Annotated in this window: 18 protein-coding genes, 2 pseudogenes and 1 riboswitch; of the genes and pseudogenes, 7 read left to right on the forward strand and 13 right to left on the reverse strand. The window is 62.6% G+C overall.

Features of this window, described 5'->3' with window-relative positions:
* Positions 1-15: 15 nt before the first annotated feature.
* From LGH82_RS11835 to LGH82_RS11860, 6 genes are all read right to left on the reverse strand, one after another.
* On the reverse strand, positions 16-2,022 hold the full coding sequence (locus LGH82_RS11835) for a CocE/NonD family hydrolase (protein WP_227348658.1): 2,007 nt from the start codon (positions 2,020-2,022) through the stop codon (positions 16-18).
* Positions 2,023-2,196: 174 nt separating this feature from the next.
* Positions 2,197-2,757 carry an FMN reductase gene (gene msuE / locus LGH82_RS11840; RefSeq protein ID WP_227348659.1) on the reverse strand — a complete coding sequence of 187 codons (561 nt, stop codon included), beginning with the start codon at positions 2,755-2,757 and terminating at the stop codon, positions 2,197-2,199.
* Positions 2,758-2,968: 211 nt separating this feature from the next.
* Positions 2,969-6,112: an efflux RND transporter permease subunit gene (locus LGH82_RS11845; RefSeq protein WP_227348660.1), complete on the reverse strand. Its 3,144-nt coding sequence runs from the start codon at positions 6,110-6,112 to the stop codon at positions 2,969-2,971.
* Positions 6,113-6,338: 226 nt separating this feature from the next.
* The gene (locus tag LGH82_RS11850; protein WP_227348661.1) at positions 6,339-7,496 is read right to left on the reverse strand and encodes an efflux RND transporter periplasmic adaptor subunit; all 1,158 of its coding nucleotides are present in this window, start codon (positions 7,494-7,496) and stop codon (positions 6,339-6,341) included.
* 56 nt (positions 7,497-7,552) lie between these two features.
* Positions 7,553-8,158: a TetR family transcriptional regulator gene (locus LGH82_RS11855; RefSeq protein ID WP_227348662.1), complete on the reverse strand. Its 606-nt coding sequence runs from the start codon at positions 8,156-8,158 to the stop codon at positions 7,553-7,555.
* 188 nt (positions 8,159-8,346) lie between these two features.
* On the reverse strand, positions 8,347-9,987 hold the full coding sequence (locus LGH82_RS11860; RefSeq protein WP_227348663.1) for an acyl-CoA synthetase: 1,641 nt from the start codon (positions 9,985-9,987) through the stop codon (positions 8,347-8,349).
* A 187-nt stretch (positions 9,988-10,174) separates the two neighbouring features.
* Between LGH82_RS11860 and LGH82_RS11865 the strand changes: the two genes are divergently transcribed.
* The 3 genes from LGH82_RS11865 to LGH82_RS11875 all read left to right on the forward strand — a co-directional run bounded on the left by LGH82_RS11865 (position 10,175) and on the right by LGH82_RS11875 (position 13,767).
* Positions 10,175-11,134, forward strand: a complete 960-nt coding sequence (locus tag LGH82_RS11865; protein WP_227348664.1) for a sugar-binding transcriptional regulator — start codon at positions 10,175-10,177, stop codon at positions 11,132-11,134.
* A gap of 87 nt (positions 11,135-11,221) precedes the next feature.
* Complete coding sequence (locus LGH82_RS11870) at positions 11,222-13,273, forward strand: bifunctional aldolase/short-chain dehydrogenase (protein WP_227348665.1); 2,052 nt, start codon at positions 11,222-11,224, stop codon at positions 13,271-13,273.
* A 5-nt stretch (positions 13,274-13,278) separates the two neighbouring features.
* A complete protein-coding gene (locus LGH82_RS11875) occupies positions 13,279-13,767 on the forward strand; it encodes a GNAT family N-acetyltransferase (protein ID WP_227348666.1) in 489 nt (162 codons plus the stop codon).
* Between the two features lie 84 nt (positions 13,768-13,851).
* On the opposite strand, the gene LGH82_RS11880 is transcribed toward LGH82_RS11875, so the two are convergent.
* The 5 genes and pseudogenes from LGH82_RS11880 to LGH82_RS11900 all read right to left on the reverse strand — a co-directional run.
* Entirely contained in the window at positions 13,852-14,904 is a 1,053-nt protein-coding gene (locus LGH82_RS11880) for a substrate-binding domain-containing protein (RefSeq protein ID WP_227348667.1), read from the reverse strand.
* A 49-nt stretch (positions 14,905-14,953) separates the two neighbouring features.
* A complete protein-coding gene (locus tag LGH82_RS11885; RefSeq protein WP_227348668.1) occupies positions 14,954-15,949 on the reverse strand; it encodes an ABC transporter permease in 996 nt (331 codons plus the stop codon).
* 82 nt (positions 15,950-16,031) lie between these two features.
* Positions 16,032-17,138, reverse strand: a pseudogene (locus LGH82_RS11890) (ATP-binding cassette domain-containing protein); the annotation flags it as partial.
* A gap of 12 nt (positions 17,139-17,150) precedes the next feature.
* A protein-coding gene (locus tag LGH82_RS11895) for an IS630 family transposase (RefSeq protein WP_227343924.1) occupies positions 17,151-18,099 on the reverse strand; the annotation gives its coding sequence in 2 pieces (ribosomal slippage) (positions 17,151-17,757 and positions 17,756-18,099; 951 coding nt in all).
* Between the two features lie 92 nt (positions 18,100-18,191).
* A pseudogene (locus LGH82_RS11900) lies at positions 18,192-18,599 on the reverse strand (ATP-binding cassette domain-containing protein); the annotation flags it as partial.
* 136 nt (positions 18,600-18,735) lie between these two features.
* Between LGH82_RS11900 and mtnK the strand changes: the two are divergent.
* The 3 genes from mtnK to LGH82_RS11915 all read left to right on the forward strand — a co-directional run bounded on the left by mtnK (position 18,736) and on the right by LGH82_RS11915 (position 21,869).
* Positions 18,736-20,007 (forward strand): S-methyl-5-thioribose kinase, encoded by a 1,272-nt coding sequence (mtnK, locus tag LGH82_RS11905; RefSeq protein ID WP_227348669.1) that lies wholly within the window; start codon positions 18,736-18,738, stop codon positions 20,005-20,007.
* Positions 20,004-21,098: an S-methyl-5-thioribose-1-phosphate isomerase gene (mtnA, locus tag LGH82_RS11910; protein WP_227348670.1), complete on the forward strand. Its 1,095-nt coding sequence runs from the start codon at positions 20,004-20,006 to the stop codon at positions 21,096-21,098. The genes mtnK and mtnA overlap by 4 nt, the downstream gene beginning before the upstream one ends.
* Positions 21,099-21,172: 74 nt before the next feature.
* Positions 21,173-21,319: riboswitch (FMN riboswitch) on the forward strand.
* 76 nt (positions 21,320-21,395) lie between these two features.
* Positions 21,396-21,869 carry a 6,7-dimethyl-8-ribityllumazine synthase gene (locus LGH82_RS11915; protein WP_227348671.1) on the forward strand — a complete coding sequence of 158 codons (474 nt, stop codon included), beginning with the start codon at positions 21,396-21,398 and terminating at the stop codon, positions 21,867-21,869.
* A gap of 44 nt (positions 21,870-21,913) precedes the next feature.
* On the opposite strand, the gene LGH82_RS11920 is transcribed toward LGH82_RS11915, so the two are convergent.
* Together LGH82_RS11920 and LGH82_RS11925 are read right to left on the reverse strand one after the other, a co-directional pair.
* Entirely contained in the window at positions 21,914-23,731 is a 1,818-nt protein-coding gene (locus tag LGH82_RS11920; RefSeq protein ID WP_227348672.1) for an autotransporter outer membrane beta-barrel domain-containing protein, read from the reverse strand.
* A gap of 218 nt (positions 23,732-23,949) precedes the next feature.
* Positions 23,950-25,100, reverse strand: a protein-coding gene (locus LGH82_RS11925) for an IS3 family transposase (RefSeq protein WP_413771365.1) whose coding sequence is annotated in 2 segments (ribosomal slippage) — positions 23,950-24,836 and positions 24,836-25,100 — 1,152 coding nt in all. Because the reading frame shifts where the segments join, the coding sequence is not laid out codon by codon here.
* A gap of 239 nt (positions 25,101-25,339) precedes the next feature.
* Between LGH82_RS11925 and LGH82_RS11930 the strand changes: the two genes are divergently transcribed.
* Entirely contained in the window at positions 25,340-26,059 is a 720-nt protein-coding gene (locus tag LGH82_RS11930; protein WP_227348673.1) for a FadR/GntR family transcriptional regulator, read from the forward strand.
* The last annotated feature ends 94 nt before the right edge of the window (positions 26,060-26,153 follow it).

Below are 26,153 nucleotides of genomic sequence, written 5' to 3' on the forward strand. Positions count from 1 at the left end.
CGTTCTCAGGTCCTCTCAGGCGAAATCGCGCCTGATGCGCCGGGTTGCCGAGGCGCTGTGGACAAGCTTGCCTCGTTCTCGGGCCTCGAGACGCCAACTCAGGTTGAAATGCGTTTCATCGGCCGTCAGCTCGGTGACCGCCATCGCCTCGGTGTCGGCATCGCCGCTGGCAATGGCCCAGCGGTATTCGGTGACGAGCTTTGCCGACAGCGGATCGTCGGGCTGGATGCTCATCGTGTCGCTGTTGGCCGAGGACACGGTGATGGCGCGATCGTCGTAGCGCCTGCGTCCATGGTCGGAACTCAGCGCGATGGTCTGGATGCCGCTGCCGACGTCTTCCGTGACGATGCGGCGGTCAAAACCGTCGTCCAGCGTCGTTGTCGGCACCGGCGGCGCGGTTTCGGCCGGTTCGAAGCGCACATCACGGTCGCGCGGCGACGAGGGGCGAACTGGAAGCAGCACGGTGCTGTCGCCAGTCGCCACGGACAGCGTCGACAGTTTCGGCTGTGGCCACAGGATCGGCCAATGCTGGTTGGCCAGCGCCAGCCGGATGCGATGGCCCTTGGGCACGGTGCGGCCGAAATCGTTGAGTTTCAGCCTTGCCCGGAACGGCGTTCCGACAGGACAAGGTGTCGGATGCTCGTGGCTGTCGCGGTGGCTGAGATTGAGCACGCCATACGTCATCAGCGCCGATGTGCCGTCGGGATAGACATCGCAGAGCCGGGCGGCAAGGTTGACGTGCGGCTGGTCGACCGTAACGAGGAGATCGAGTTCCGGCGCGCCGAGCAAGGTCAGGTCGTCGTCCAGTGGCAAGGTGTCGAAGCACAGCGCCATGCCGTCCTCTCGGCGCTGGTCTATCGGCATATCCGGACAGGAGCCGCCATAGCCACCCCAGCGGCCGCAGTCGCGCCCGGCGGTGGCCGGCGACTGTACCGAAAGCGTGGCGCCCGGCACCGCCTCACCGCTCAGCCCGGCAGCATTCAGATGCAGCACGCGACGCTCGATGCGCGGCGATGGCCAAGCATCCTCGGCCCAGTAGCCGGCATGATCGGGGAGATAGAAAGGTTGCGGCCGCTCTTCGCCAGTGATCCAGACGCGGTAGAGCGGCTCGTCCATGATGCCGGTCTCTTCGCCACCGAGCCAGTGACGCCACCAGCGCAGCGCTTCCTGCAGATAGCCGATCAGTGGTCCCGGCGCGCCACGGCAGGGATAGGCATGCGACCATGGACCGACAATGCCGAGTTTTGGCCCCGGCAGATGTTCGAGCAGGCGCGGCACGAAATTCGAATAGCTGTCTTCCCAGCCGCAGACCGCCATGACCGCGCATTCGATCGCGGAGTGGTCTTCGCAGACCGAACCCTGGCGCCAGTAGTCGTCGCGGCGCTGATGCGCGAGCCACACTTGCGAAAGCGAACTCGTCGCCGCAAGGCGGCTCATCCACATGTCGCGCCAAGCGTCGCCGACGATCAGCGGGTCAGGCGCCATCGCCTTCTTCACCAGCATGAAGTTGGACCACATCTCCTGCTCGGTCAGCAGCGCGCCGCCCATATAGTGGATGTCGTCGGCGTAGCGGTCGTCGGTCGCGCAGTTGGCGATGATGGCCTTCAAGGCCGGCGGCCGACGCGCGGCGACCTGCAGCGCGTTGAAACCGCCCCAGGAGATGCCGGTCATGCCGACATTGCCGTTGCACCAGGGAAGTGCCGCGAGATGGGCGATGATCTCGCAGGCGTCTTCTTGCTCTAGCGGCAAGTATTCATCGGCCAGGTCGCCGTCGGAATCGCCGCTGCCGCGAATGTCTATGCGGGCGCAGGCAATGCCATGCCCGGCGAGCCAGGGGTGGATATCGATGTCGCGCGCAACCGTGCCGTCACGGCGACGATAAGGCACCATCTCGACGACCACGGGCACCCTGCCCTCGGTTCGCGGACGCCACAGCGTGGCGGCGATGCGAGTGCCGTCGGCCAGCGTGATCCAGAGCGGATCGACGGTTTCCACGACAAAGGGAAATTCGGTTCGTACCACGGCAGGTACCCGCAAAATGCTCTTGTTGAACGTTCGTATAACAAGAGCATTTGCGACGCAATCCCGCTTCTCGCTTTTTGGCGGATAATACGAGCAGCGGCACCACGGGGCGCCTCCAGACCGGAGCCGCCGCAGTGCGGATATCAGCAGATATCAAAAGAGAGTGATCAGCTCCTATTCGGCGGCGACCCTGGCTCGCTGCCGGCCGAAAAGCGCCGAGCCGACATCGTCCACCGCAAGGCCGACGCGGCCCCGGATCGCCTCGGAGGCCAGCACACCATCGACGAAATCCTTGTCCGAAGCATAAACGGCCGTCGGCAGCGCGAAGGCTTCGAAGAAGCCGAACAGCGGCCGCAGCTGATGTTCGACGATCAGCGCATGGCGCTCGCCGCCACCGGTCGCGGCCAGCAGAACCGGCTTGCCCCTAAGTGCCGCCGGATCGACGAGATCGAAGAAATGCTTGAACAGGCCGGTATAGCTGCCCTTGTAGGTCGGCGAACCTACCACCAGCACATCGGCGGCGATGATCCGCTCGAGGATGCCGCGAGCCTGTCCGTCCAGATCGCCAGCCCATTTGGCGTTGCCAAGGCTGGGGCCGAGATCGACGACGTCGTGGGTACTGGCGGCGAGGCCGTAGCGTCCGGCGATCTCCGTCACGATATGGTCGACGAAACCACGGGTCTTGGACGGCCGGGTGAAATTGCCGGAGAAGCCGACGACGGCCGGATTGGTCATGATGAAAGCCTCGCGCTGTTTCAGGCCAACGGCCCGGTTCCAATGTCCATAATTTTTATAGACATTACGGTCGAGCGAAAGGAATGGATGCTCATGTCCGGTGCAATTCGTGGATGATTTTTCTGTTTGCCGGGTTGTCGAGAAAACGCGGCGCAGGATCGCAGGCTGACGGATCATCCACCAGCCTGCCCGCAATATCCGCTGATACGCTCTACTCGGCCGCCAGCGCCAGTTGAGGTATCGTATCCTTTTCGGCCGTTTCCATTCCGTCTTTCTCCAGGGCCTTGGCCTTCTTCGGCTCCCGGCCAAAGAACAGGGCGTAGCCTGCAGGCAGGACCAGGATGGTCAGCACCGTGGCGACGAGAATGCCGCCCATCATGGCGTAGGCAAGCGGACCCCAGAAGACAGCGCGAGAGATCGGGATCAGTGCCAGCACCGCCGTCAGCGCCGTCAGCGTGATCGGCCTGAAACGGCGAACCGCCGAACCGATGATCGCTTCGGAACGATCCATGCCCGCCGCGATATCCTGGTCAATCTGGTCGACCAGGATGATCGAGTTGCGCATGATGATGCCGAGCAGAGCGATGACACCGAGGATCGCGACGAAGCCGAAAGGCGCACCGCTGATCAGCAGGGCAGCGGCGGCACCAATGATGCCGAGCGGACCCGTCGCCAGCACCAGCATCGCCTTGCCGAAATTCTGCAGCTGGATCATCAGGAGCACAACGATGATGGCCAGCATGATTGGCGCCTTGGCGGCGATTGATGCCTGGCTTTCGGCGGAATCCTCCGCACCGCCCTGGATCGCGATACTGTAACCGGGCGCCAGGCCGTCACGCAGACCCTTCATGTCGTTGTACATCTTGGTGACGACGTCATTCGACTGCACGCCATCCGGCAGCGTCGCGCGGACGCTGATGGTCGGCAGGCGATTGCGCCGCCACTCGATGCCCTGCTCCAGCACCGGCACGACCTTGGCCACCTGCGACAGTGGCACGAAGCCGCCGAAATCGGTCGGGATGTAGACGGAGTCGACCGAGGACAGCAGGCGGCGGCTTGCCTCCGGCTCACGGGCGACGATGGACACCGTCTCCTCGCCGTCGCGGAAATTATCGAGCGGTGCGCCGGACATGCTCGCCTGCAACATCTGCCGGATGCGCTGCGAGGTGACGCCGAGCGCCCGGGCGCGATCCTGGTCGATCACCAGCTTCATCGCCGGCACCGGCTCCAGCCAGTCGTCATGAACAGCGCCAAGCTGCGGGTTAGCCCGAAATTTCGCCTTCACCTCGTCGGCAATGCGACGCACCTCCTGGCGATCCGGGCCCATGACGCGCATCTGCACGGGCCAGCCGGTCGGCGGGCCGAGGAACAGGCGATCGACCTTGGCGCGGATCGAGGGGAAATCCTGCGCCAGGACAGTGCGCAGCTTGACGATCAGCCGCTCGCGCGCCGGCTCGTCATTGGCCATGACCAGAAGCTGGGCAAAGTTTGGATTGCTGAGCTGCTGGTCGAGCGGCAGGAAGAAGCGCGGCGCGCCCTCGCCGATATAGGTGGCGATGAAGCGCTTGTCCTTGTCATCCATCATCTTGGCTTCAAGCGCCTTGGCCTGCACCTCGACTTCCTTGATGCTGGTGCCCTCGGGCAGCCAGAGATCAACCAGGATTTCCGGGCGTGACGACTGCGGGAAGAAATTCTGCGGGATGAACTGGAAGGCCCACAGGCTGGTGCCAAAGGTCACCAGCGTCATCACCAGAACGATGATGCGATGGCGCACGGCCCAGCCGACCGTCGAGCGAAGCCGCCGGTAGAAGCGCGTGTCGAAGACATCGTGGTGGCTGCCGGCATGCTTGCGCTGTTTCAGGATCATGTTGCCGAGCCATGGTGTGAAATAGACGGCGACGAACCAGGACACGACCAGCGCGATACCGACGACATAGAACAGCGTGCGCACATATTCGCCCGCCGTGGAGGCGGCGAAACCGACAGGGATAAAGCCTGCGATGGTGATCAGCGTGCCGGTCAGCATCGGGAAGGCTGTCGATGTATAGGCGAAGCTCGCCGCGTCGATCTTGACCAGCCCTTCCTCGAGTTTTCGCTCCATCATCTCGACGACAATCATGGCGTCGTCGACGAGCAAGCCGAGCGCGATGATCAGCGCTCCGAGTGAGATGCGCTGCAGGTCGATCCCAAGCTCGTACATGATGGCGAAAGTGGCTGCCAGAACCAGCGGAATGGCAATCGCGATCACCAGGCCTGAGCGCCAGCCGATCGACAGGAACGACACCACGAGCACGATCAGCAGCGCCTCGCCGAGCGCATGCATGAATTCGGCCACCGCATCGGTGACGACGCCCGGCTGGTCGGAAATCTGGTCGACGGCGACGCCATAGGGCAGCGCTTCCTCGAAGTGCTTGTAGGTCGCCTCGACATCCCTGCCGACATCGGTGACCTTGAAGCCCTTGGCCATGACGACGCCGATCTGCACGCTCTCATGGCCGTTGAAACGGTATTTGCGCTGATAGGGATCTTCCAGCCCCGACGTTACCGTGGCGATGTCGCCGAGCCGCGTGACCTGGCCGCCGGCGCGCAGGCGCAGGTTCCTGATATCCTCAACCTTGCTGACATCGCCTTCGACCGAGATCCGCACCGAGTTGGTGCCGGTATCGACGGAACCCGCCGGGTCGACATTGTTCTGACCCTTGATCGCGCTCTGCAGGTCGGTCAGCGTCAGGCCGCGTTCGGCGAGCACTTTCGACGAGACGTCGATGTAGAGCTTTTCCGGCTGGTCGCCGATGATGACGGCCTTCTCGACGCCGGGCGTCGTCAGCAGCATGTCGCGGGCCTGGATGGCGAACTTCTTCAGCTCCGGATAGCTGAAGCCGTCACCACTGATCGAATGCAGGGTGATGAAGGTGTCACCGAACTCGTCGTTGAAATAGGGCCCGAGCAGGCCTTGCGGCAGGTCGCCGGCAATATCGCTGACCTTCTTGCGCACCTGGTAGAATGCGTCCGTCACTTCGGCAGCGTTGGTGTCGCCCTTGATCTGAACCGTGATGATGGCGCTGCCGGCGCGGGTGAAGGAGCGCACGAAGTCGAGATGCGGCGTCTCCTGCAGCTTGCGCTCGATCTTGTTGACGACCTGGTCCTCCATCTCCTGGATCGAGGAACCCGGCCAGATCGCCTGGACGACCATGACCCGGAAGGTGAAGTCGGGATCTTCCTTCTGTCCCATTCGCATCAGGCCGATGGCGCCGGCAATGATGATGAGGCCAAACAGGAACCGCGCAATGGAGGGATGGCCGATCGCCCAGCGTGACAGGTTGAATGGCTGCTTCTCGTCAGTGGAATTGGTCATCGGTGCTCGTCCACTTCGTTTGATTGTCGGCGCGCCGATGCCGGCGCGAAGCGAAATCCAGGTTCGTGGTGGCTTCCGGGCGGCAAGGCTCTCGAGCGGAGAAACACTCACCGCGGTGGGACGCGAGAATTGATGCGCGGGGGGTCACATCAATCGAGCGCCTCGGTTCGAGCGCCTGCCGCCCGGAAACCAGCGGCTGCGGGAACGCGCAGCCGGTTGCCTGTCCTCAGCGTAACTGCCTGGTGTTGCCGCTATCGTCCGCCGCGGAGGCGGATTGCAGCACCGTGTCGCCGGCAAGTTTCACTTTCAGATTCTCCGTCATGAATTGCGTACCGGCGGCTACAACGACATCGCCGGGTTTCAGTCCTTCGGCGACGCGCACGCCGTCGGCGGCGAACTCCGCCACCTTGACCGGGCGGGCATGTACGGTGTCGGCGCCGCGATCGACGGTCCAGACGATCGGCTGGCTGTCTTTCTGCGCCAGCGCGCTCAGCGGGATCGAAACAAGCTGCCTTTCATTGGCGGCCGAGGCTTCGATGTTGGCGGTCATGCCGAGCAGGACTCGCGCATCGTTGGGCAGGCTGACGCGCACGCCAAAGGTGCGCGACTGCTGGTCGGCACTCCCAGCGACTTCACGGACCTTGCCGTCGAGCGCCAGTGCACTGTCGGACCAGAACGCGGCCTTGACGACCTTGCCCGGCTTGAACTCGGCGATCTCCATTTCCGGAACAGCAATCAGCACTTCCTTTTCGCCATCCACCGCGACGGTCACGACCGGCGTGCCAGAGCCGACCACCTGACCGACATCGGCGTTGACCGCGGTAACGATCCCGTCCCTGTCGGCCTTGAGATCGGTGTAGCCGACCTGGTTCTTGGCCTGGTCAAGCGACGATCGAGCGGAGTCGCGGGTGGCGACCGCCTGGTCGTAGGTCAGCGTCGCCTGTTCGAGCTGCGACTTCGGTGCGAAGTTCTTGGCAAAGAGCTGCTCAGCGCGCTTGCGGGCAAGTTCAACAGTCTCGACCTGCCGTTCGGCGGCATCAAGCGCGGCCTGAGCACTCTTGACCGACAGGTCGTAGTCGGCGGGATCGACGCAGGCAAGCACGTCGCCGGGCGCCACATGCTGACCGATGTCGACCAGACGCTCAGTGATCTTGCCGCTGACCCGGAAAGCAAGGGCACTTTCGGTGCGGGCCCGCACCGAGCCGGAATAGGAGAGCGTGCGGGTGTCGTGGGCCTGGGCGATCTCGACGACCTTGACCGGGCGGATGATGTCCTTGACCTCGGCTTTTTCCTGCGAGCAGCCGGCGAGCCCCAGGATACCGGCGACAAGCAGCAACGGACCAACTGCCGGCAACCTGCTGATGATCGAATTGAACGAAGACACGCGCGTACTCCCGAAATGGAGATGAACTGTCGACACCGTCGCCCGGCGGGCGGCGGCTATTTCAAGGCCTTGATCGCATAATCGATCAGATCATCGGGCATCGCCCGATTGGTCTTGGCGAGACACTGCGCCACCATCTGCGGATGGCACAGGATGACGGTCGCGGCGCCGAAACAGCGCGACGCAATCACCGGATCCTGTTCCCTGAATTCACCAGCCTCGATGCCGTCGCGGATCACCTCCGCGAAGAGATCGTGGATGCTGTCGATATGCTTGTCGATGACCGCCCAATCACGCTCGAGAGCCACGATGACCATCTCATGGACCTTCTGGTCGTCGAGCATGACTTCCATCGTCATCTTGTACTGCGCCTGCACGTAGCGACGCAGCCGCTCCTCCGCGCTGATCGGCAGATGGGTGATTTCGTAGGCCATCTTGTAGCTCGCGCCGAGCATCCGGCCGCAGACGGCCTGGTGGATTTCCACCTTGGAGGCGAAGAAGCGATAGATATTGGCCGGCGACATGCCGAGTTCGCGCGCAATGTCGGCGACATTGGTCTTGCCGTAGCCATAGTGCCGGAACAGGCGCTCGGCGCAGTCGAGGATGCGCGTCACATTTTCCTGCCTGGCAGCGTCGACGACTATGTTGGCGGCTTCGGACATGGTGCTTTCGTTTGATGACTGACGAATTTCAATTTTCGTCACTCGTAAATCGAAATCGGCAACGTGTCAACGCTAAATCGATGTACGCGTACAATTGGTGACAACTGGTGACATCCGATAGACGTCACAAAGCGGCCCGAGGATGCGGGCCGCTTGAAATATTTTTCGAAGGAGGCTGTCGCAGACCTTCAGGCGACCTTGGCCATTTCCCGCAGCCGGAACTTCTGGATCTTGCCGGTCGAGGTCTTGGGGATTTCGGCGAAGATCACCGCCTTCGGCACCTTGAAGCGGGCAAGCAGCGCCCGGCAATGCTCGATGATCTCGGCCTCGCTCGCCGCCTTGCCGGGCTTCAGCTCGACATAGGCAATGGGCACCTCCCCCCATTTGTCGTCGGGCCTGGCGACAACGCCGCAAGAGGAGACGGACGGGTGCTTGTAGAGCGCGTCCTCGACCTCGATCGACGAGATATTCTCGCCGCCGGAGATGATGATGTCCTTGGAACGGTCCTTGAGCTGGATGTAACCATCGGGATGCATGACGCCGAGATCGCCGGAATGGAACCAGCCGCCGGCAAAGGCTTCGTCGCTAGCCTTGCGGTTCTTCAGATAGCCCTTCATGACGATGTTGCCGCGGAACATGACCTCACCGATGGTTTCGCCATCGGCCGGCGTCGTCCCCATCGTCTCGGGGTCCATGACGGTCAGGCCTTCGAGTGCCGCGTATCGCACGCCCTGCCGTGCCTTCTTGGCGCTGCGCTCGCCTTTTTCCAGATCGTCCCAAGCCCCATGCCATTCGTTGACGACCGCCGGACCATAGGTCTCGGTGAGGCCGTAGAGATGGGTGACGGCAAAACCGGCATCGGCCATGCCCGACAGCACGGCTTCCGGCGGCGGCGCCGCGGCGGTGTTGAAGGTAACGGTCTGCGGAAACGCGCGCTTGTCTTCGTCCTTGGCATTGATGAGCACCGACATGACAACCGGCGCGCCGCACAGATGGGTGACGCCGTGATCTGCGATGGCGTCGTAGATCGGCTTCGGCCGCACCCAGCGCAGGCAGACATGCGTGCCGGCCTGGACGGCGAGCGTCCACGGAAAACACCAGCCATTGCAGTGGAACATCGGCAGCGTCCACAGATAGACGGCGTGCTTGGCCATGCCGGCATGAATGGTGTTGGTGTAGGCCATCAGCGCCGCGCCGCGATGATGATAGACGACGCCCTTCGGGTTGCCTGTCGTGCCGGATGTGTAGTTGAGCGAAATCGCATCCCACTCATCGTCGGGCATCGACCAGGCGAAGCCCGCATCGCCGCCCGCGACAAATTCCTCGTAGTCGAGCGTGCCGATCCGCTCGCCCTTCGGATAGGGCGCGTCGGCGGCGTATTCGAGATCGTCATAGTCGATGACCACTGGCTTGACCTTGGCAAGCGCCAGCGCCTGCCTGACGACACCCGCGAACTCGCGATCGACGATCAGCACCTTGGTTTCGGCATGATCGAGCTGAAAGGCGATGACCGCAGCATCGAGCCTTGTGTTGAGCGAATGCAGCACCGCCTTGGTCATCGGGACGCCGAAATGCGCCTCCAGCATCGGCGGCGTGTTGGACAGCATGACGGTGACCGTATCGCCCTTGCCGATGCCGCGCTTGTGCAGCGCCGAGGCGAGCTTCAGCGAGCGCTGCCAGAACGTGCGATAGTCGATGCGCTGGCCGCCGTGGATGATGGCGATATGATCAGGATAGGTCCTTGCCGCGCGCTCCAGATAAGTAAGCGGCGTCAGCGGCTGATGGTTGGCCGCGTTCTTGTCGAGATCCTGTTCGTAAGGATTGCCCATCCCGTCCTCCCCATTCTTATGGAAGACTTCTAACCGCACGCTCGGGCCACGTCACCACCAACGATGCCGCGGTAGAGCGCATTTGGTACAATGATCATCCAGATTCAGCCGGCGAGACGGTATCGTATACCTCCGCTCGGTTTGACTTTTGTCGAGCGCCGTGAATAATGTCAGCCGAGGAGATGACATGGCAATCCGACCGGCGGAACAACTCATCCACAAGGCCGCGTGGCTCTACTATGCGCATGGCCTGCGGCAGGACCAGGTTGCGAGCCAGCTTAACATTTCCCGCGCCTCGGTCGCCATGTATCTGCGCAAGGCGCGTGAGACCGGCATCGTCAACATCTCGACCTCGACCCAGCTCTTCACGGACGATGTCCTGGCACGCAAGCTGGAAGACGCGCTTGGGCTCGATGCTGTCTGGATCGCCCCGGAAAATGCCGACCCTTCGACGGAAATCGCCGTGCTGGCGGCGAGCGTCTTCCTCGAACTGGTCAAGAAGGGCGACCGCATCGGCGTCGCCTGGGGACGCACCGTCTACACGATCGCCGATATCATGTCCTATGCGGACCTGCAGGATGTCACGGTGGTGCAGCTTTGCGGCAATCTGGGCGCCCCCTACTCGTACCGTCCCGACCAGTGCACCATGGAAATCGCGCGCCGGCTCAACGCCAAAGGCCTGAATTTCTACGCGCCGCTGGTGCTGTCGACGGAAGACCTCGCGCGCGCACTGCGTGCCGAACCGGTGATCCGCGAGCAACTCGCGGGAGTGCGTGAATGCGACCTGGCGCTGTATTCCGTCGGCACTATCGACGCCGATAGCCATGTCGTCAAATGCGGCGCTCTGACGGCTGAAGAGATGACGGCACTGCGCGAGATCGGAGCAGCCGGCGTCATTGCCGGGCAGATCATCGATGCCAAAGGCGATGTGCTCGACTGCAGCTACAATCGCCGGGTCATATCCGCCGAGCTTGCCTCGCTGCGCGCCATCGCCAAGCGGCTGATGGTGGTGCAGGAAGACAACAAGTTCGAGCCGCTACTGGCAGCGATCGCCGGCGGCCTCTGCACGCATCTGGTGATCGGCGGCCGCATGGCGCAACGATTGCTGGACCATGCCGGCGGCGTGGCGGAAAAGACACCCGGATAGATACAATTTCCGCCGTCAGCGCCCTGTCATCAAGGCGTCGCGGCAATGCTGTTTCACCATCACAATCGGAAAATCGGACGAGCGAACATGAAGAACCTGTGGAATGACGGCGACGCGGATAAGATGGTTGCCGATTATGCGAAGAAAGGCATCAGCCGCGACCTGGCTTTGCGCGTCTACACGACGCGGCTTTTGGGCGGCGAGCCTCGGCTGGTCCTGCATGGCGGCGGCAACACGTCCTGTAAGACCACGGCGACCGATCTTGTCGGCGACCAGTGGGACGTGCTTTGCGTCAAGGGCAGCGGCTGGGACATGGGCGTCATCGAGCCGCAGGGCCTGCCGGCGGTCAAGCTTGGCGCCCTCCTGAAAGCCCGGGCGCTGAACAAGCTCGCCGATGAGGACATGGTCGCCTTGCAGCGGGTGAACCTGATCGACCCGTCGTCGCCCAATCCGTCAGTGGAGACGCTGCATGCCTTCCTGCCGCACAAATTCGTCGACCACACCCATTCGACCGCCATTCTCGCCATCGTCGACCAGGAAGACAGCAAGGCGCTGGTGAAGACGGTTTTTGGCAGCAAGATGGGCTACGTGCCCTACATCATGCCCGGCTTCGATCTGGCAAAGGCAGCCGCCGACATTTTTGACGCCGACCCCTCGGTCGAGGGCCTGATCCTCGACAAGCATGGCATCTTCACCTTCGGCGATGATGCCAAACAGGCTTACGACCTGATGATCCACTATGTGAACGTCGCCGAAGAGTTCATTGCGCGGAGCGGCAAGTCGAAGGCGGCAAAGGCGGCGTTGCCGGCAAAACTCGCGACACCAGCATCTATCGCGCCAATGCTGCGCGGCGCTGTCGCGGTGGCGCGCGGCGAAGGCCGCTTCGATCGCATGATCAGCGACTTCCGCACCTCGGACGCGATCGTCGACTTCATCAACTCGGCTGACATCGCCGACTATGCCGCGCGCGGCGTGTCGACGCCCGATCTGTCGATCCGCATCAAGACCGGGCCGATGGCGGTGCCGGCGCCCGATGCGGACAAGCTCGACGACTACAAGGCCGTGATCAAGGCGCACATCGACACCTTCGCCGGGGAATATCGCGCTTATTTCGAGACCAATGACGCCCTCGACGATGTCAAGCGCACCATGCTCGACCAGATGCCTCGCCTGACACTGGTGCCGGGTCTCGGCATGTTCGGCCATGGCCGCACGCTGAAGGATGCCAGGATCGCCTCCGACGTTGGCGAGATGTGGATCGAAGCGGTGCGCGGCGCCGAAGCGGTCGGCCGTTTCCATCCGCTCTCCAAGGCCGACCTGTTCCCGCTTGAATACTGGTCGCTGGAGCAGGCCAAGCTTGCATCGAACAAGCCGAAGCCGCTGACCGGCCAGGTGGTGCTGATCACTGGCGGTGCCGGCGCGATCGGTGCCGCGACAGCAAAACTGTTCGCCGACAATGGCGCCCATGCCGTCGTCGTCGATCTCGACGCCGAAAAGGCCGCTGATGCCGCCAAGAAGGCCGGCAACAACTCCATCGGCGTCGGTGCCGATATCACCGACCCTGCACAGGTGCGCGCCGCGTTCGACAAGGCGGTTGCCGTGTTCGGCGGTGTCGACATTCTCGTCTCTAACGCTGGCGCTGCCTGGGAAGGCCGGATCGGCGAACTCGACGATGCGCTTTTGCGCAAAAGCTTCGAGCTCAACTTCTTCGCCCACCAGTCCGTGGCGCAGAATGCCGTGCGCATCATGCTCGAACAAGGCACCGGCGGCGTGCTTTTGTTCAACACTTCCAAGCAGGCGGTCAATCCAGGTCCGAAATTCGGTGCCTATGGCGTGCCGAAGGCGGCGACGCTGTTTCTGTCCAGGCAATACGCGCTCGATTACGGCGCCCACGGCATCCGTTCGAACGCCGTCAACGCCGACCGCATCCGCTCGGGGCTCTTGACCGACGCCATGATCGCCAGCCGGTCCGGCGCGCGCGGCGTGTCTGAGAAGGACTACATGTCCGGCAATCTGCTCGGCCAGGAAGTGACGGCGCAAGACGTGGCGCAGGCGTTCCTGCACCAGGCGCTGGCCGACCGGACCACCGCCGATGTGACGACGGTCGACGGCGGCAATATCGCGGCGGCGCTGCGGTAGTCGTGATGAACGCGGGAGCTCCCGACGGGAAGGCGCCCGGCGGCCTTGAAATCAGGGCAGTTCAGGCGCCCGATCTGCCGGCGCTCGCCGCGCTCTACCGGCATCTCAATCCCGACGACGCGATCGTGTCGCCGGAAGAAGCAGAAGCCATTCTTGAACGGTTTGCGGCCTATCCGGGCAGTGTCGTGCTGGGAGGCTGGGATGACGGCGAACTCGCGTCGTCCTGCACGCTTGTCGTCATTCCCAACCTCACTCGAGGCGGGATGCCCTATGCGCTGATCGAGAATGTGGTGACGGCTGCTTCCCATCGGAAACGCGGCTTCGGCCGCGCGCTACTTGAACGCGCGGTTTCGATTGCCTGGGAGCAGGACTGCTACAAGGCCATGCTGCTGACCGGCTCAACCGAGCCGGCCACGCTTGCCTTTTACAGAGGCGCCGGTTTCGAGCAGAACAAGACCGGCTTCCAGATCAGACGGCTGCCAGTTAGACCCTGATATCGGCAGACCTGACATTACACCATCTCGCAAAAAGGCCCCGCACGATTGGCGGGGCCTTTTCGTTTTGAACAGCTCGCGCCCCTATTTCGCGTTCGGGTTCGGCATCCAGGCCGGCATGGCGACATCGGCATGGGCGAACTGCGGCAGCTTGGCCGAGAGGTCCTCCATGTTCTTGATGTCCTTGTCGATCAGCTCTTTCTGGGTGATCAGCGTCGGCGGCACGACGACGTTGTGGCCGGGATCTTCTCCGGCCAGCAGCTGCGCCAGCGCGCGCACCGAGACCTGGCCGACGACAGCCGGGTTGGTTGCCGCGGTCGCGGCCCAGGCACTGTCGGGCTCGCGCATCGCGGCGATATCGGACGTCGAGATGTCGGCCGAATAGATCTTGATGCCCTTGTTCAGGCCGGCTTCGTCGACAGCGATCTTCACGCCCTTGGCGAACTCGTCATAGGGGGCGAACATCACCTTGATGTCGGGGTGAGCCGACAGCACCGAACGCGCCTGGTTGGCGACGGAGTTGGCGATCGGATTGTCGAGCGTGCCGAATTGCGCCACTTCCTTGATGCCCGCGTATTTCTTCTTCACATCGACCCAGGTCTCATTGCGGCGGTCGAGCGGCGCGATGCCGGCGACGTAGACATAGCCTGCGTTCCAGCTTTCGCCATTGTCCTTCACCGCCTGCTCGAGCGCGAGCCGCGCAAGGTCTTTGTCCGATTGTTCGATCTGCGGGATCTTGGGGTTTTCGACATTGACGTCGAAAGCGACGACCTTGATTCCGGCATCGACGGCACGCTGGGCGGCATCCTTCATCGATTCCGTCAGGCCGTGCTGGATGATGATGCCCTGCACGCCGAGCGCGATGGCCTGATCAACCATGTCCGACTGAAGGGCGGCGTCCTGGCGGCTGTCGAGGACGCGCAGATCGATGCCGAGCGCCTTCGACTGCGCCTCGACGCCCGAGAGATAGGCCTGGAAGAAGTCGCCGGTCGAGAGATAGCGCACCAGCGCGATCTTGACGCCAGGTTTGTCGAATGGCGCCGGCTTGTCCGCGGCCAGCGCTGGGAACTGCATCAGCATCGTTGCGCCGGCCAGCCCGAGCGCGACCTTCCCCAGAACTCTTCTTGTAATGTTCATCTTGTTTCCTCCACTCCTGTTGAACTCAAAAATCAGATCGGCAGCAATTCTAGCTCTTGCTCCTGCCGGAAAGGGCGAAGGTGAAGACAAGGGCGACGACCAGAACCACGCCCTTGACGAAATCCTGCGTGTAGTAGGGCGCGTTCATCATGGTCAGGCCTTGCAGCAAGATGCCGACGAACAGCGCGCCGACGGCGGTGCCGAAGGCGTTCGGCTTTGCGGCGCCGAGCACCGCGTAGCCAATGAGCGCCGCGGCGACAGCGTCGAGCAACAGATTATTACCCGAGGCGATGTCGCCGCGTCCAAGCCGGGCGGCGAGCAAAATGCCGCCGATCGAGGCAAAAACACCTGAAATAATGTAGGCCCAGATCTTGTATGCCTTGACAGGCGCCCCAGCGAGTTCCGCCGCCCGCTCGTTGCTGCCGACGGCGTACATCATGCGGCCGAAGCGGGTGTATTCGAGGAAGAACCAGATCAGCACGGCCAACACGAGCAGCACGACGACCGACACTGGAATGAGGTTCGGAATGAAGAAATCGAAGCGGTGGCGACCGAGAGCCAGGAAGGCGTCGGAGAATTTTCCGTTGGCGACCGAGCCGTCCGGCATGGTCATGCCGGTGGCGATCGAGCGGCCCTCGGTCGGGATGCGCTGCAGGCCGACAAGCAGGAACATCGTGCCGAGCGTCGCCAGGAGATCGGGCACGCGCATGTAGACGATCAGCCAGCCATTGATCAGGCCGACAATGGCGCCGATCAGCAGGCAGACGACGACCGCGACGACCGCGTTCTGCCCGAGCACCACCATGACATAGGCCGCGGCCATCATCGCGGAGGTGGCGACCGAGCCGATCGAGAGGTCGAAGCCGCCGACAACCAGCGTGGCGGTGACGCCCAGCGCCAGCACGCCGGTGATGGCGACCGACTGGAAGATGAAGACGGCACTTTGCGGCGAGACGAAACCGTCGGCGGCGATCGCGAAATAGGCGACGAGCCCGAACAAGAGGACGATGAAGCCGTAGCGGATGGCGTGGTCGCGCAGCGTCATTCAGCGCTCCCGCGCGCCGCTGCCGTTGTTACCCAACTCGAACCCATGGTCTCTCCATTCCAATTCCTGTTCACCGCCACGCTCACGCGGCGCTGTGCAACGGTCCGCCGGCGACCTCGGCCAGCAGGCGATCGAGATCGACATCGGCATTGCGGTGCTCGCCGACGATGGTCTGTTCCGACAACACCAGGATGCGGTCGGCTGTCTCCAGCGCCTCGTCGATTTCGGTAACGAACAAAAGCGTCGCGCGGCCCTTGGCGCTTGCCCGCAACTTGGCGGCGATATCGCGCCGGGCCGATATGTCGACGCCTTGAAACGGTTCGTCGAGGATGAACAGTCTTGCGTCCTGCGCCATCCAGCGAGCGACCATCACCTTCTGCTGGTTGCCGCCGGAAAGCGCCGACATCTCGTCCTTCTCGGAGCGGCAGACGATGCCGAGTTCCTCGATCTGCCGGCGTGCGGTGGCGCGTTCGAGGCGACGCCTGAGAACGCTCAAATTCGACATGCGCTTGAGGAACGGCAGGCTGACATTGCGCTCGATGTTGAAGCCGCCGACGATACCGCTGGTGGCGCGATCCTTGGCGACGAGGAAAACACCGGCAGCGATTGCATCGCCGGCCGATCGCGGCGCATAGGGCTTGCCGTTCATCGTCATGGTGCCGGCCAGCGGCCTGCGCACGCCAAACAGCGTCTCGGCGAGCGCCGTCTTGCCAACGCCGACGAGACCGGTGATGGCAACTACCTCGCCGTCACCGAGCGTCAAGGAAATCGGCCGGGCGCCCTGTGCGATACGCACGCCCTCGATCGTCAGGACCGCCTTGGCCGAATCCCTGACGACGATCTGGTCGAGGTGGATCTTGCGGCCAAGCATGGCGTTGACCGCGCCTTCATAGTCGAGCGGTTTGGAGTCGAAAACGCCCGAGATGACGCCGTCGCGCATTGAGACGATGCGATCGGCAAGCCGCCTGATGTCCGACATGCGATGCGAGATGTAGAGGATCGCCACGCTTTGCTCACGCAGCCGGTCGACCAGTGCGAACAGCCGATCGGCTTCGGCGCTGGAGAGCGAAGAGGTCGGCTCGTCGAGAATCAGCACTTTCGGCTGGTGCGCCAAAGCACGGGCGATCGCCACCATCTGGCGATCGGCCAGTGAAAGGTCGCTGACGCGAGCCTTCAGGTCGATGGCTAGAGCAGAATCTGATCATTCCGGCTCATATCCTGTTGCGGCGAAGTAGTTGGCGCACTCGGTTGGTGTGAAGCAAGGCAGTGCGGCGCTGATGGTATCCCACAATTCCGCGACGGTTCGTGCGGCGGCTTTGCGTAGAATCGATTTCAGCTTGGAAAAGGCGTTCTCGATCGGGTTGAAGTCGGGGGAATAGGGCGGGAGGAACATCATCCTTGCGCCGGTTGCTTCGATCGCCACACGGGCGGCTGCGCTTTTGTGCGCCGGCAGGTTGTCGAGGATCACGACATCGTCGGGCCGCAGCGTCGGCACGAGAACCTGCTCGACATAGGCGACAAACCATTCGCCAGTCATCGGGCCGTCCAGGACCATTGGCGCGGTCATGCCAGTGAGGCGCAGGGCGCCGGTGAACGTCGTCGTCTTCCAATGGCCATGCGGGATTGGCGATCGGCACCGCATCCCGCGCTTCGTGCGCCCCCGCAGTCGAGCCATCTTTGTCGAGGCTCCGGTCTCGTCGATGAAGACCAGATGCTCGGGATCAAGATCGGGCTGGGCGTCGAACCAGGCGTTTCGTCGCGCCGCCACGTCTGGCCGCTCCTGCTCGCTGGCGTGCGCCGTTTTTTTTGAAGGTCATGGAGTGACGATCGAGAAACCGCCAGATCGTGCTCGTCGCAAACGACGCGCCATGCTCCTGTCGCAGCAACTCGGCGAGTTCGACCAGCGTGATGTCCACCCGCCTCTCGATCGCCGCCAGGATGATGTCGCGATACGCTTCAACGCGGTGGGACCGCCTGTCGCCGCCCTGCGGCTTTGCGCAGGTGGCTCCGGTCTCGCGCCATTCCCGGACCCAACGCACCGAGCTTGCCGCCGCCACGCCAAATCGCGCCGCTGCCGCCCGTCGCGACAGGCCGCCATCAACCGCTGCGACCACCCGAGCCCGCAAATCTTCCGATAAGGATTTCGCCATGCCATGCCGGCCTCCGAATCCAGCAGATATGCTGAATCAGATTTCCAATCCCAACGAAACCCCTATCGATTCTATCCGCTCGGATTTTGCTCTAGTCCCATGCGGTCGGCAACCGCCTTTGCCTCGCGGCGCACGCGGGCCGGATTGAACAGGAACGGCGCGCCGCTGCCGCTCAGCCTGTCCAGCGTGAGATTGGTCGCCACGTCGAGGTCGGCGACGACACCGTCATTGATGTTCTGGTGCACGGTGACCACGCCGGCGCGGATCGCCTCGGCCGGCGTGTTCGGCGCGAAGTCCTGGCTGGCGAGGGTCATGGCGCCGCCGCCCCGTTCGTAGACGCCAGAGATGATCTTGACGAGGGTGGATTTGCCGGCGCCGTTGGCGCCCATCAGCACGGTCACTTCGCCAGCATGGAGGTCCAGCGAGACGCCGCCAAGCACCTCGTTGCGGCCAAAGGATTTCCTCAGTCCCTCTACGCGGAACACGGCATTGCCGACCATGCGTTCCTCCCTGACGACGACGCTATGGTCAATGTCGGCAATTGTCAACACGATTGACAATTGCCAGACAGCTTCCTAGCTTGGCCTCGCCGCTAAGGCTCCCTATGATCGGAGCGCATAGGCGGGAGGGAGAAGAATGACTGGGAAATTGCCATTCGAAGCACTGTCGGTGGAGACGCTTTCAACGCGTCTCGGCACGAACGCGGCGCTGTGCGCGAAGATCGGCAAGGACACGAGCGCCTGGAAGGTTCGTGAGGTCGGCGACGGCAATCTGAACCTGGTGTTCATCGTCGAAGGCGCCAGCGGCGCCGCCGTGGTCAAGCAGGCCCTGCCCTATGTGCGCCTCGTCGGCGACAGCTGGCCGCTGCCCCTGAAGCGCTCCTTCTTCGAATACCACGCGCTGAGCCGGCAAGAGGCGCGCGCGCCGGGCTCGGTGCCGGCCATCCATCATTTCGATGAAGGCCAGGCGCTGATCATCATGGAATATCTGTCGCCGCACATCATCTTGCGGCGTGCGCTGATTGAAGGCCGGCAGCTTCCGAACATCGCACGGGATATCGGTCTGTTCATGGCCCGTACGCTGTTTCGCGGTTCAGACCTGCATATGGCCGCCAAGGACCGCAAGGCCGACCTGGCCCTGTTCGCCGACAATGTCGAACTCTGCGACATCACCGAGAACCTTGTGTTCTCCGCCCCCTATTTCGATGCCAAGATGAACCGGCATACGTCGCCGCAACTCGACGGCCTCGTCGCCGAACTGCGTGCTGATCGCGACCTCAAGGTGGAGGCGCAGCGGCTGAAGCATCTCTTCGCCGCCAATGCCGAGACGCTGCTGCATGGCGACCTGCATTCTGGCTCGATCATGGTCACCGATAGCGAAACGCGGATGATCGATCCGGAATTCGCCTTCTACGGCCCGATGGCCTTCGACGTCGGCATGCTGCTCGCCAATTTCTGGATGTCGTTCTTCTCGCAGCGCGGGCATGAGCAAAAGGCAACCCGCGATGCCATGCGCGCCCATCTGCTCGATGTCACCGTCGAGACTTGGGTCGTGTTCCGCGCCGAGTTCTCGCATCTGTGGCGCACCGAGCGCACCGGCATGCTCTACCAGAAGAGCCTGTTCGAGGATCAGGGCGACATACTCGGCGCCGAGCAGGCACTCGACCATGTACTGCACCAGATCTGGACCGACCTGCTCGGCTTTGCCGGCATCGAGGTTCATCGGCGCATCCTCGGCCTCGCCCACAATGCCGATTTCGAGACCATTGCCGACGAGGATTTGCGCGCCTCGTGCGAGGCGAAGGCGCTGAGATTCGGCCGTCATATCGCTGTCAACCGGCGCCAGATACACAGTATTGACGAGGTCAACAATCTGGCCGTGTTGATCGAACAGGAGAGCAGAATTTGAACGTCGGCGACCGCCACTATCGTACCATCTGGCTGAGCGACGACGGGCGTTCGATTGACATCATCGACCAGCGCTGGCTGCCGCATGATTTCCGCATCGAGACGATCAGCACGGTTGCCGGTATCGCCACAGCCATCCGCGACATGTGGGTCCGCGGCGCGCCGCTGATCGGCGTCACCGCCGCCTACGGCGTCGCCATGCAGATGGCCGATGATCCGTCGGACGACGCGCTCGATGCTGTGTGGGAAACACTCCACGAGACGCGCCCGACCGCGATCAATTTGCGCTGGGCTCTCGACGAGATGCGGCGCTTCCTGCGGCCGCTGGCGCCAGAACAACGTGCCGAAGGCGCCTACCGGCGCGCGGCCGAGATCGCGGATGAAGACGTCGGCCTCAACCGCGCCATCGGCGAGAACGGTCTCGCCATCATCAAGGCCATCGCCGCGCGAAAGCAACCGGGCGAGACTGTCAACATCCTCACCCACTGCAATGCAGGCTGGCTGGCAACGGTCGACTACGGCACCGCCACTTCGCCGATCTATCTCGCTGTCGAAGCCGGCATTCCCGTTCACGTCTATGTCGACGAAACGCGCCCACGCAACCAGGGCGCCCAGCTGACCGCCTGGGAGATGGCCGGCCACGGCGTGCCGCACACGCTGATCGTCGACAATGCCGGCGGCCATCTTATGCAGCGCGGCGAGATCGACATGGTCATCGTCGGCACCGACCGCACCACCGCAGATGGCGATGTCTGCAACAAGATCGGCACCTATCTCAAGGCACTGGCCGCGGCCGACAATGACGTGCCGTTCTATGTCGCCCTGCCGTCGCCGACCATCGACTGGACAGTGCATGACGGGCTGAGGGAGATTCCGATCGAGCAACGCTCGGCCGACGAGGTATCGCTGGTCTGGGGCAAGACGGCCAGCGGCGAAATCGCCCAGGTGCGCATCTCCCCGGAGACGACGCCGGCGGCAAACCCGGCCTTCGACGTGACGCCAGCGCGGCTGGTGACCGGGCTGATCACCGAACGCGGCGTCGCCAAGGCGTCGCGCGAGGGGTTGAAAGCGATGTTCCCAGAGCGCAGCTGATCTCCCCCTCGAGGGGGAGATCAGCTGCGGCGGCAGTTGACAGCACCCGTCCTCCTCTTCCATACAAACCGCGTCAATGTTCTCAGGGCGGGGTGAGAGTCCCCACCGGCGGTAAGGGTGTAGACTCAAGCCCGCGAGCGCTTTCCGGCAAATCGGGAAGGTCAGCAGATCCGGTGTGATTCCGGAGCCGACGGTTACAGTCCGGATGGAAGAGAACGAATGCAATACGGACCGCCCCGGCGGGCCGGATTTCGTATCGTGCGTCCTGATTCTGGTTCGAAACGGAAGGATGGACCCATGAATCAGCATTCCCAGAAAGACTATGAGACGACCCGCATTGCCGTCATTCGCGCGCGCTGGCACGCCGATATTGTCGACCAGTGCGTAACAGCATTCGAGGCGGAGATGGCCGTGCTCGGGGAAAACCGCTTTGCCGTCGATGTCTTCGACGTGCCCGGCGCCTACGAGATCCCCTTGCACGCCAAGACGCTTGCCGGCACAGGCCGCTACGCCGCGATCCTCGGCACGGCGTTTGTCGTCAATGGCGGCATCTACCGGCACGAATTCGTTGCGAGCGCGGTGATCGACGGCATGATGAACGTACAGCTGTCGACCGGCGTGCCGGTACTGTCGGCGGTGCTCACCCCGCTCAACTATCACGACAGCGCCGAGCATCACCGCTTCTTCTTCGAGCACTTCACCGTCAAGGGCAAGGAAGCGGCGAACGCCTGCGTCCAGATCCTCGCCGCGCGCGAACAGATCGCCGCTTGAGCAATTGCCGCCGGGTGGAGAACCCACCCGGCGCTTCGTTTGGCCTACAGCTTCAAGTCGAAGTTGATCTTGAAGGCGTGTGCCTGGGTATCCCTGGCGATCTGGCCGGAATAGGCGGCGCCGAGCGTTGCATTGGACGACAGGGAAACATCGAAACCGGCTTCGATGGCCAGCGCATCCCTGGCGATCGGCACGCCCGAGGTGGTGAACGACGACCCAGTGTTGAAGGCCAGGTCGGAAACCGGAGTGACGTCACCGTAGGTGTGCTGCCAGCCCAGCATACCGTGCAGGGCGGTTTTGGCCATGCCCGTATCCAGTTGGGTCGAGGCACGCACGCCGAATGTCGAGAAGGCATTCTCGGTCGTCATCTTCTGGCCCGTCAGTGCCGACGTCGTGCCGCCGATCTCGGCAAAGCCATCGGTGTTCACATGAACATAGGCAAGGTTGGCAAAGGGTTCGATGGCATTGCGGCCGATGTCCAACCGGTAGGCCAGTTCACCGAAAGCCTGCGCCGTCGCGGCCTTGTAGTTCGCGGAGAGTGATTCAGCAAAAGCTGGAAAGACGACGTCGCGCTTCGTCTCGATGTCATGCCAGCCATAGAACGCGCCGGTGCGGAAGCCGAGTCCCCATTGCGTACCGGCATAGATGCCGAGATCATAATTTTCGCTGGAGCCGGACGAGGCGCGGTCGGTGACATCGAAGCGCGAATGGCTGTAGCCGCCGAGCACACCGAGCCGCCAGCTTCCGACAGGTGCGTCGGCGCCGCCAACGAAGCCAGCGGTGTTGCGGCCGAAGTCCGCAGCATAGCCGGAGCCCTTCACATCGCCAGTGGTCGCAAGCGCTTCGCTCCAGATGACGATCCCATCGGCGTCGGCAGGCGCGGCATGCAGGCCTTTGTCGTCCACGGCGGCGGTCATCGAAGGTGGCGTGGCCACCGCATCGAAGGCTGACCGAATTCGACGGTTTGCCGCATCGCGTATGAAACGGCTGTCCTCGACAAGCGCACCGTTGATGTCGGCGTGGATCTCGCCGGAAAGCGCGTTTCCAAAGGGGCGCAGATATTGGTAAAAGGCGACGGTCTTGTCCTCGTTGGGCCTGTCCAGATGTTCCCGGTTGAGGACGTGGAGCTTCCAGCCGTCCTTCGTCATCTTGAAGGCAAGGCCTTCGGTTTCCTGCCCGTCCGGAGACTGCCGATTGCCCAGTTTCTCGACTTCACCTGTCTTCAGATTTGCCCGGTATATTCCGTTGGTTTCGTCATTCGCGGAAAAATACATCCAGCCGTCGAGGAGCTTGCCGCCCTGCGCCGCGTCGATGGTCTGCGACAGGGGGATGTATTCCTTGAAGCTCCAATCCGCGAGATTGTAGACCGCCAGTTCCGTGGCGTTGTTGTACGCCATGCCGTAGCCGAGGCCATTCTTGGCATCGACCGCCACCCAGCTGGCAATGTCAATGGTGCCGTTGGGCGGATTGAGAGCAAAGGCCTTGCCGGTATAGCTCAGGTCACTCGCATTATAGATTGCAAAAACGGGATTGTTGTATCTGTATCCGGTGACAGGGTCCGCGACACTTGAATCCAGCGAAATATACAGAAGCCCGTCGGCATAATCGATGTCACCGATGTGATTCAGGCCCGCGTCGGAGAATTGGGACGGAATCTCCAGGACATGTGGAATGCCGGGCGACGCAACCAGGTTGCGATTGTAGTTGCTGTCGGTGCGCTCGAGAATATTGGTGCCTGAGAAATACCAGTTCGTGCCGTCTGTCGTCACGCCCTGCTTCTTGGATGTTGTGGCATCGCCGGTAAAGACCGTCTTTTCGACCATGATCCAGGGCTCGACGGCAAGCGCGGGCATCGATGTCATGGCGAGTGCGCCTGACACGAGTATGCAGGATGTTATGGTTTTCGGGAGGCAAGCCGTGGCCGCGCCCTTCAGGGCGGCCTTGCTCGCAGGGTAATTCATCATGGAGGGCATTCTTTACGTTCCTGTTGGCTATGATCAATTCCTCGGCGCGCACGACATCGACCAACGAGGGCGGCACGCCCTCTGGACTTGCTTCGGTAAAGTGGAGAGCGGGTTGCTCATTCGGCGGCGTTTCGCTCGAACTGCATCGGGCTGATGTAGTCGAGCGCGGAATGCCGCCGGATGGGATTGTAGAAGCCGTCGATATATCGGGCAATGGCGGCTTGGGCATCGGCGCGGGTAAGGAAAGAGGTGCGCCAGATCAGTTCAGTTTTCAGCGTCTTGAAGAATGTTTCGACCATGGCGTTATCAAAGCAATTGCCCTTGCCTGACATTGAGATGATGACGCCGGCGGCACGCAATTCGGCTTGGTAGTCGATAGAACAATATTGGCTGCCGCGGTCGGAGTGGTGAATGAGGCCGGGTTCCGGCTGCCGCATGACGAACGCCTTGTTGAGCGCTGCCAGAGCCAGGCTGCGGTGTAGCCGGTTGCCAGCAGCCCAGCCAACGACCTTGCGGGCAAACAGATCGATGACGACAGCAAGGTACAACCAGCCCTCCCGCGTCCAGATGTAGGAGATGTCGGCACCCCATTTCTGGTTGGGACCAGTGGCGGCAAAATCCTGGTCGATGACATTGGGGGCAACCGGAAAGGCGTGTTCGCTGTCCGTCGTGCGCTTGAACCGCCGCTTCTGTCTTGCCTGGAGGCCATTCTCCCGCATCAGACGCGCCGTTCGTCGCCGGCCAATGGCAAAGCCATTGTCTTGCAGTTCCCGCGTCATGCGCGGGCTACCATAGGTTCCGTTCGACAGCGCGAACGACGATCGCACATGCGCCAGCATTATCATGTCGTCGCGCTGCCGGCGGCACGCCGGCCGGCGCCCCCAGGCAAAGTAGCCGCTCGGGCTGACACCCAGCGTCGCGCACAAACGGTCCACAGGGAAATCCTTCTTCGCCTGGTCGATGAGCGCGAACCTCACCGACTTCCCTCCTTGACGAAAAAAGCCGTCGCCCGTTTCAAGATATCCCGCTCCTGCCGAAGGATTTCATTCTCCCGCCGCAGCCGTTTCAATTCAGCGGCGACATCAGCATCAGGCGGACGCCCAGGATCGCCCATCTCACGATCCAGCTGCCGACCCATCCATCGCGTCAGCGTCGAGAAACCAACACCAAGATCCTCCGCGATCTGCCGCTTCGTCCGACCGCTCGTTCGCACAAGGCCAACCGCCTCCGCCTTGAACGCATCCGTAAACTGTCTCTGTTTCGTCATCGAGGTCGCCTTTCATCAGAAGGAAACTCTCCACTTTTTCGGGGCAAGTCCACTCGGCGACGGCTAGGTCCGAGATTTTTCTGGTTCTTCGGGTAATATTTACGCGGTATTTGTCGGCCGCTCTGGCCGCTTGTTCAACGATGTGCTCACTAGGGGGAGCGCGTGACAATCATATGAATAATGGGAACAATATGAAAAATTCAGCTGCCCGTCCAAGGGCATCCCGGATGACCTCGCGCATGACGGGCTCGTCCTCCGGCCTTCACGCCAGACTGCTCAACGAAATCGGTCAGGGCATCGTGCGCGGAAAGTTCGTTCCCGGCGATCAGCTGCCGAACGGCGACGACTGGAGCGCCTCGTTTGGCGCGAGCCGCACCGGCCTGCGCGAAGTCGTCAAGGTCCTGGCGGGCAAAGGCATGGTGGAGATGCGTCCCCGGACGGGAACGCGGGTGCGCCCGCGCAAGGACTGGAATTTCCTCGACCCTGATGTGCTGATGTGGCGTTTCGGCGCGAGGACGACGGCCGAGGAGGCGCGCTCCCTGTTCGAGTTACGCCGCGCGATCGAGCCCATGGCCGGTGCTCTGGCGGCGGAGCGCGCCACACCGGAACAGATCGCCGAATTGAGGGGCATTCTCGAGGAAATGGAACAGGCCGGCGACGATGGCGAACGCTTCGCCGTACCCGATCTCGCCTTTCACCAGGCAATCCTGCATATGTCGGGAAACGAGCTGATCGGCTCGCTCGCTGCCTTGATCGAGACCGCGCTGGTGATCAGCTTCCGGCTTTCGGATGACAGCCCGGCCGGGCAGCGCCATTCGCTCAAGCTGCATCAGCGGATCGTCGAAAGCATCGAGAAGCGCAATCCCACGGCTACCAGCAAAGCACTGGTCGCCCTGCTTGACGGAGCGGAGGAGGATGTGCGGCTTTCCTTGGCGGCAAGGATTGGCAGGCAGAAATAGAGCTGGCCTCGCTGCTCGACGTGCCTGCGCCGGGTAATGCGCAGGATCGAATGGCATCGCCTAGCGCCCGCCAGCACCAAGCCCAGGATATCGC

Origin of the sequence: Mesorhizobium sp. PAMC28654 (genome assembly GCF_020616515.1) — a bacterium.
Classification (GTDB): domain Bacteria; phylum Pseudomonadota; class Alphaproteobacteria; order Rhizobiales; family Rhizobiaceae; genus Mesorhizobium.

Bases quoted from the DNA above. Each gene is read 5' to 3' on its own strand.
- msuE (WP_227348659.1), bottom strand. From the start codon at position 2,757: ATGACCAATCCGGCCGTCGTCGGCTTCTCCGGCAATTTCACCCGGCCG.
- LGH82_RS11845 (WP_227348660.1), bottom strand. From the start codon at position 6,112: ATGACCAATTCCACTGACGAGAAGCAGCCATTCAACCTGTCACGCTGG.
- LGH82_RS11855 (WP_227348662.1), bottom strand. From the start codon at position 8,158: ATGTCCGAAGCCGCCAACATAGTCGTCGACGCTGCCAGGCAGGAAAAT.
- LGH82_RS11860 (WP_227348663.1), bottom strand. From the start codon at position 9,987: ATGGGCAATCCTTACGAACAGGATCTCGACAAGAACGCGGCCAACCAT.
- LGH82_RS11865 (WP_227348664.1), top strand. From the start codon at position 10,175: ATGGCAATCCGACCGGCGGAACAACTCATCCACAAGGCCGCGTGGCTC.
- LGH82_RS11870 (WP_227348665.1), top strand. From the start codon at position 11,222: ATGAAGAACCTGTGGAATGACGGCGACGCGGATAAGATGGTTGCCGAT.
- LGH82_RS11875 (WP_227348666.1), top strand. From the start codon at position 13,279: ATGAACGCGGGAGCTCCCGACGGGAAGGCGCCCGGCGGCCTTGAAATC.
- LGH82_RS11880 (WP_227348667.1), bottom strand. From the start codon at position 14,904: ATGAACATTACAAGAAGAGTTCTGGGGAAGGTCGCGCTCGGGCTGGCC.
- LGH82_RS11885 (WP_227348668.1), bottom strand. From the start codon at position 15,949: ATGACGCTGCGCGACCACGCCATCCGCTACGGCTTCATCGTCCTCTTG.
- mtnK (WP_227348669.1), top strand. From the start codon at position 18,736: ATGACTGGGAAATTGCCATTCGAAGCACTGTCGGTGGAGACGCTTTCA.
- LGH82_RS11915 (WP_227348671.1), top strand. From the start codon at position 21,396: ATGAATCAGCATTCCCAGAAAGACTATGAGACGACCCGCATTGCCGTC.
- LGH82_RS11920 (WP_227348672.1), bottom strand. From the start codon at position 23,731: ATGACATCGATGCCCGCGCTTGCCGTCGAGCCCTGGATCATGGTCGAA.
- LGH82_RS11930 (WP_227348673.1), top strand. From the start codon at position 25,340: ATGACGGGCTCGTCCTCCGGCCTTCACGCCAGACTGCTCAACGAAATC.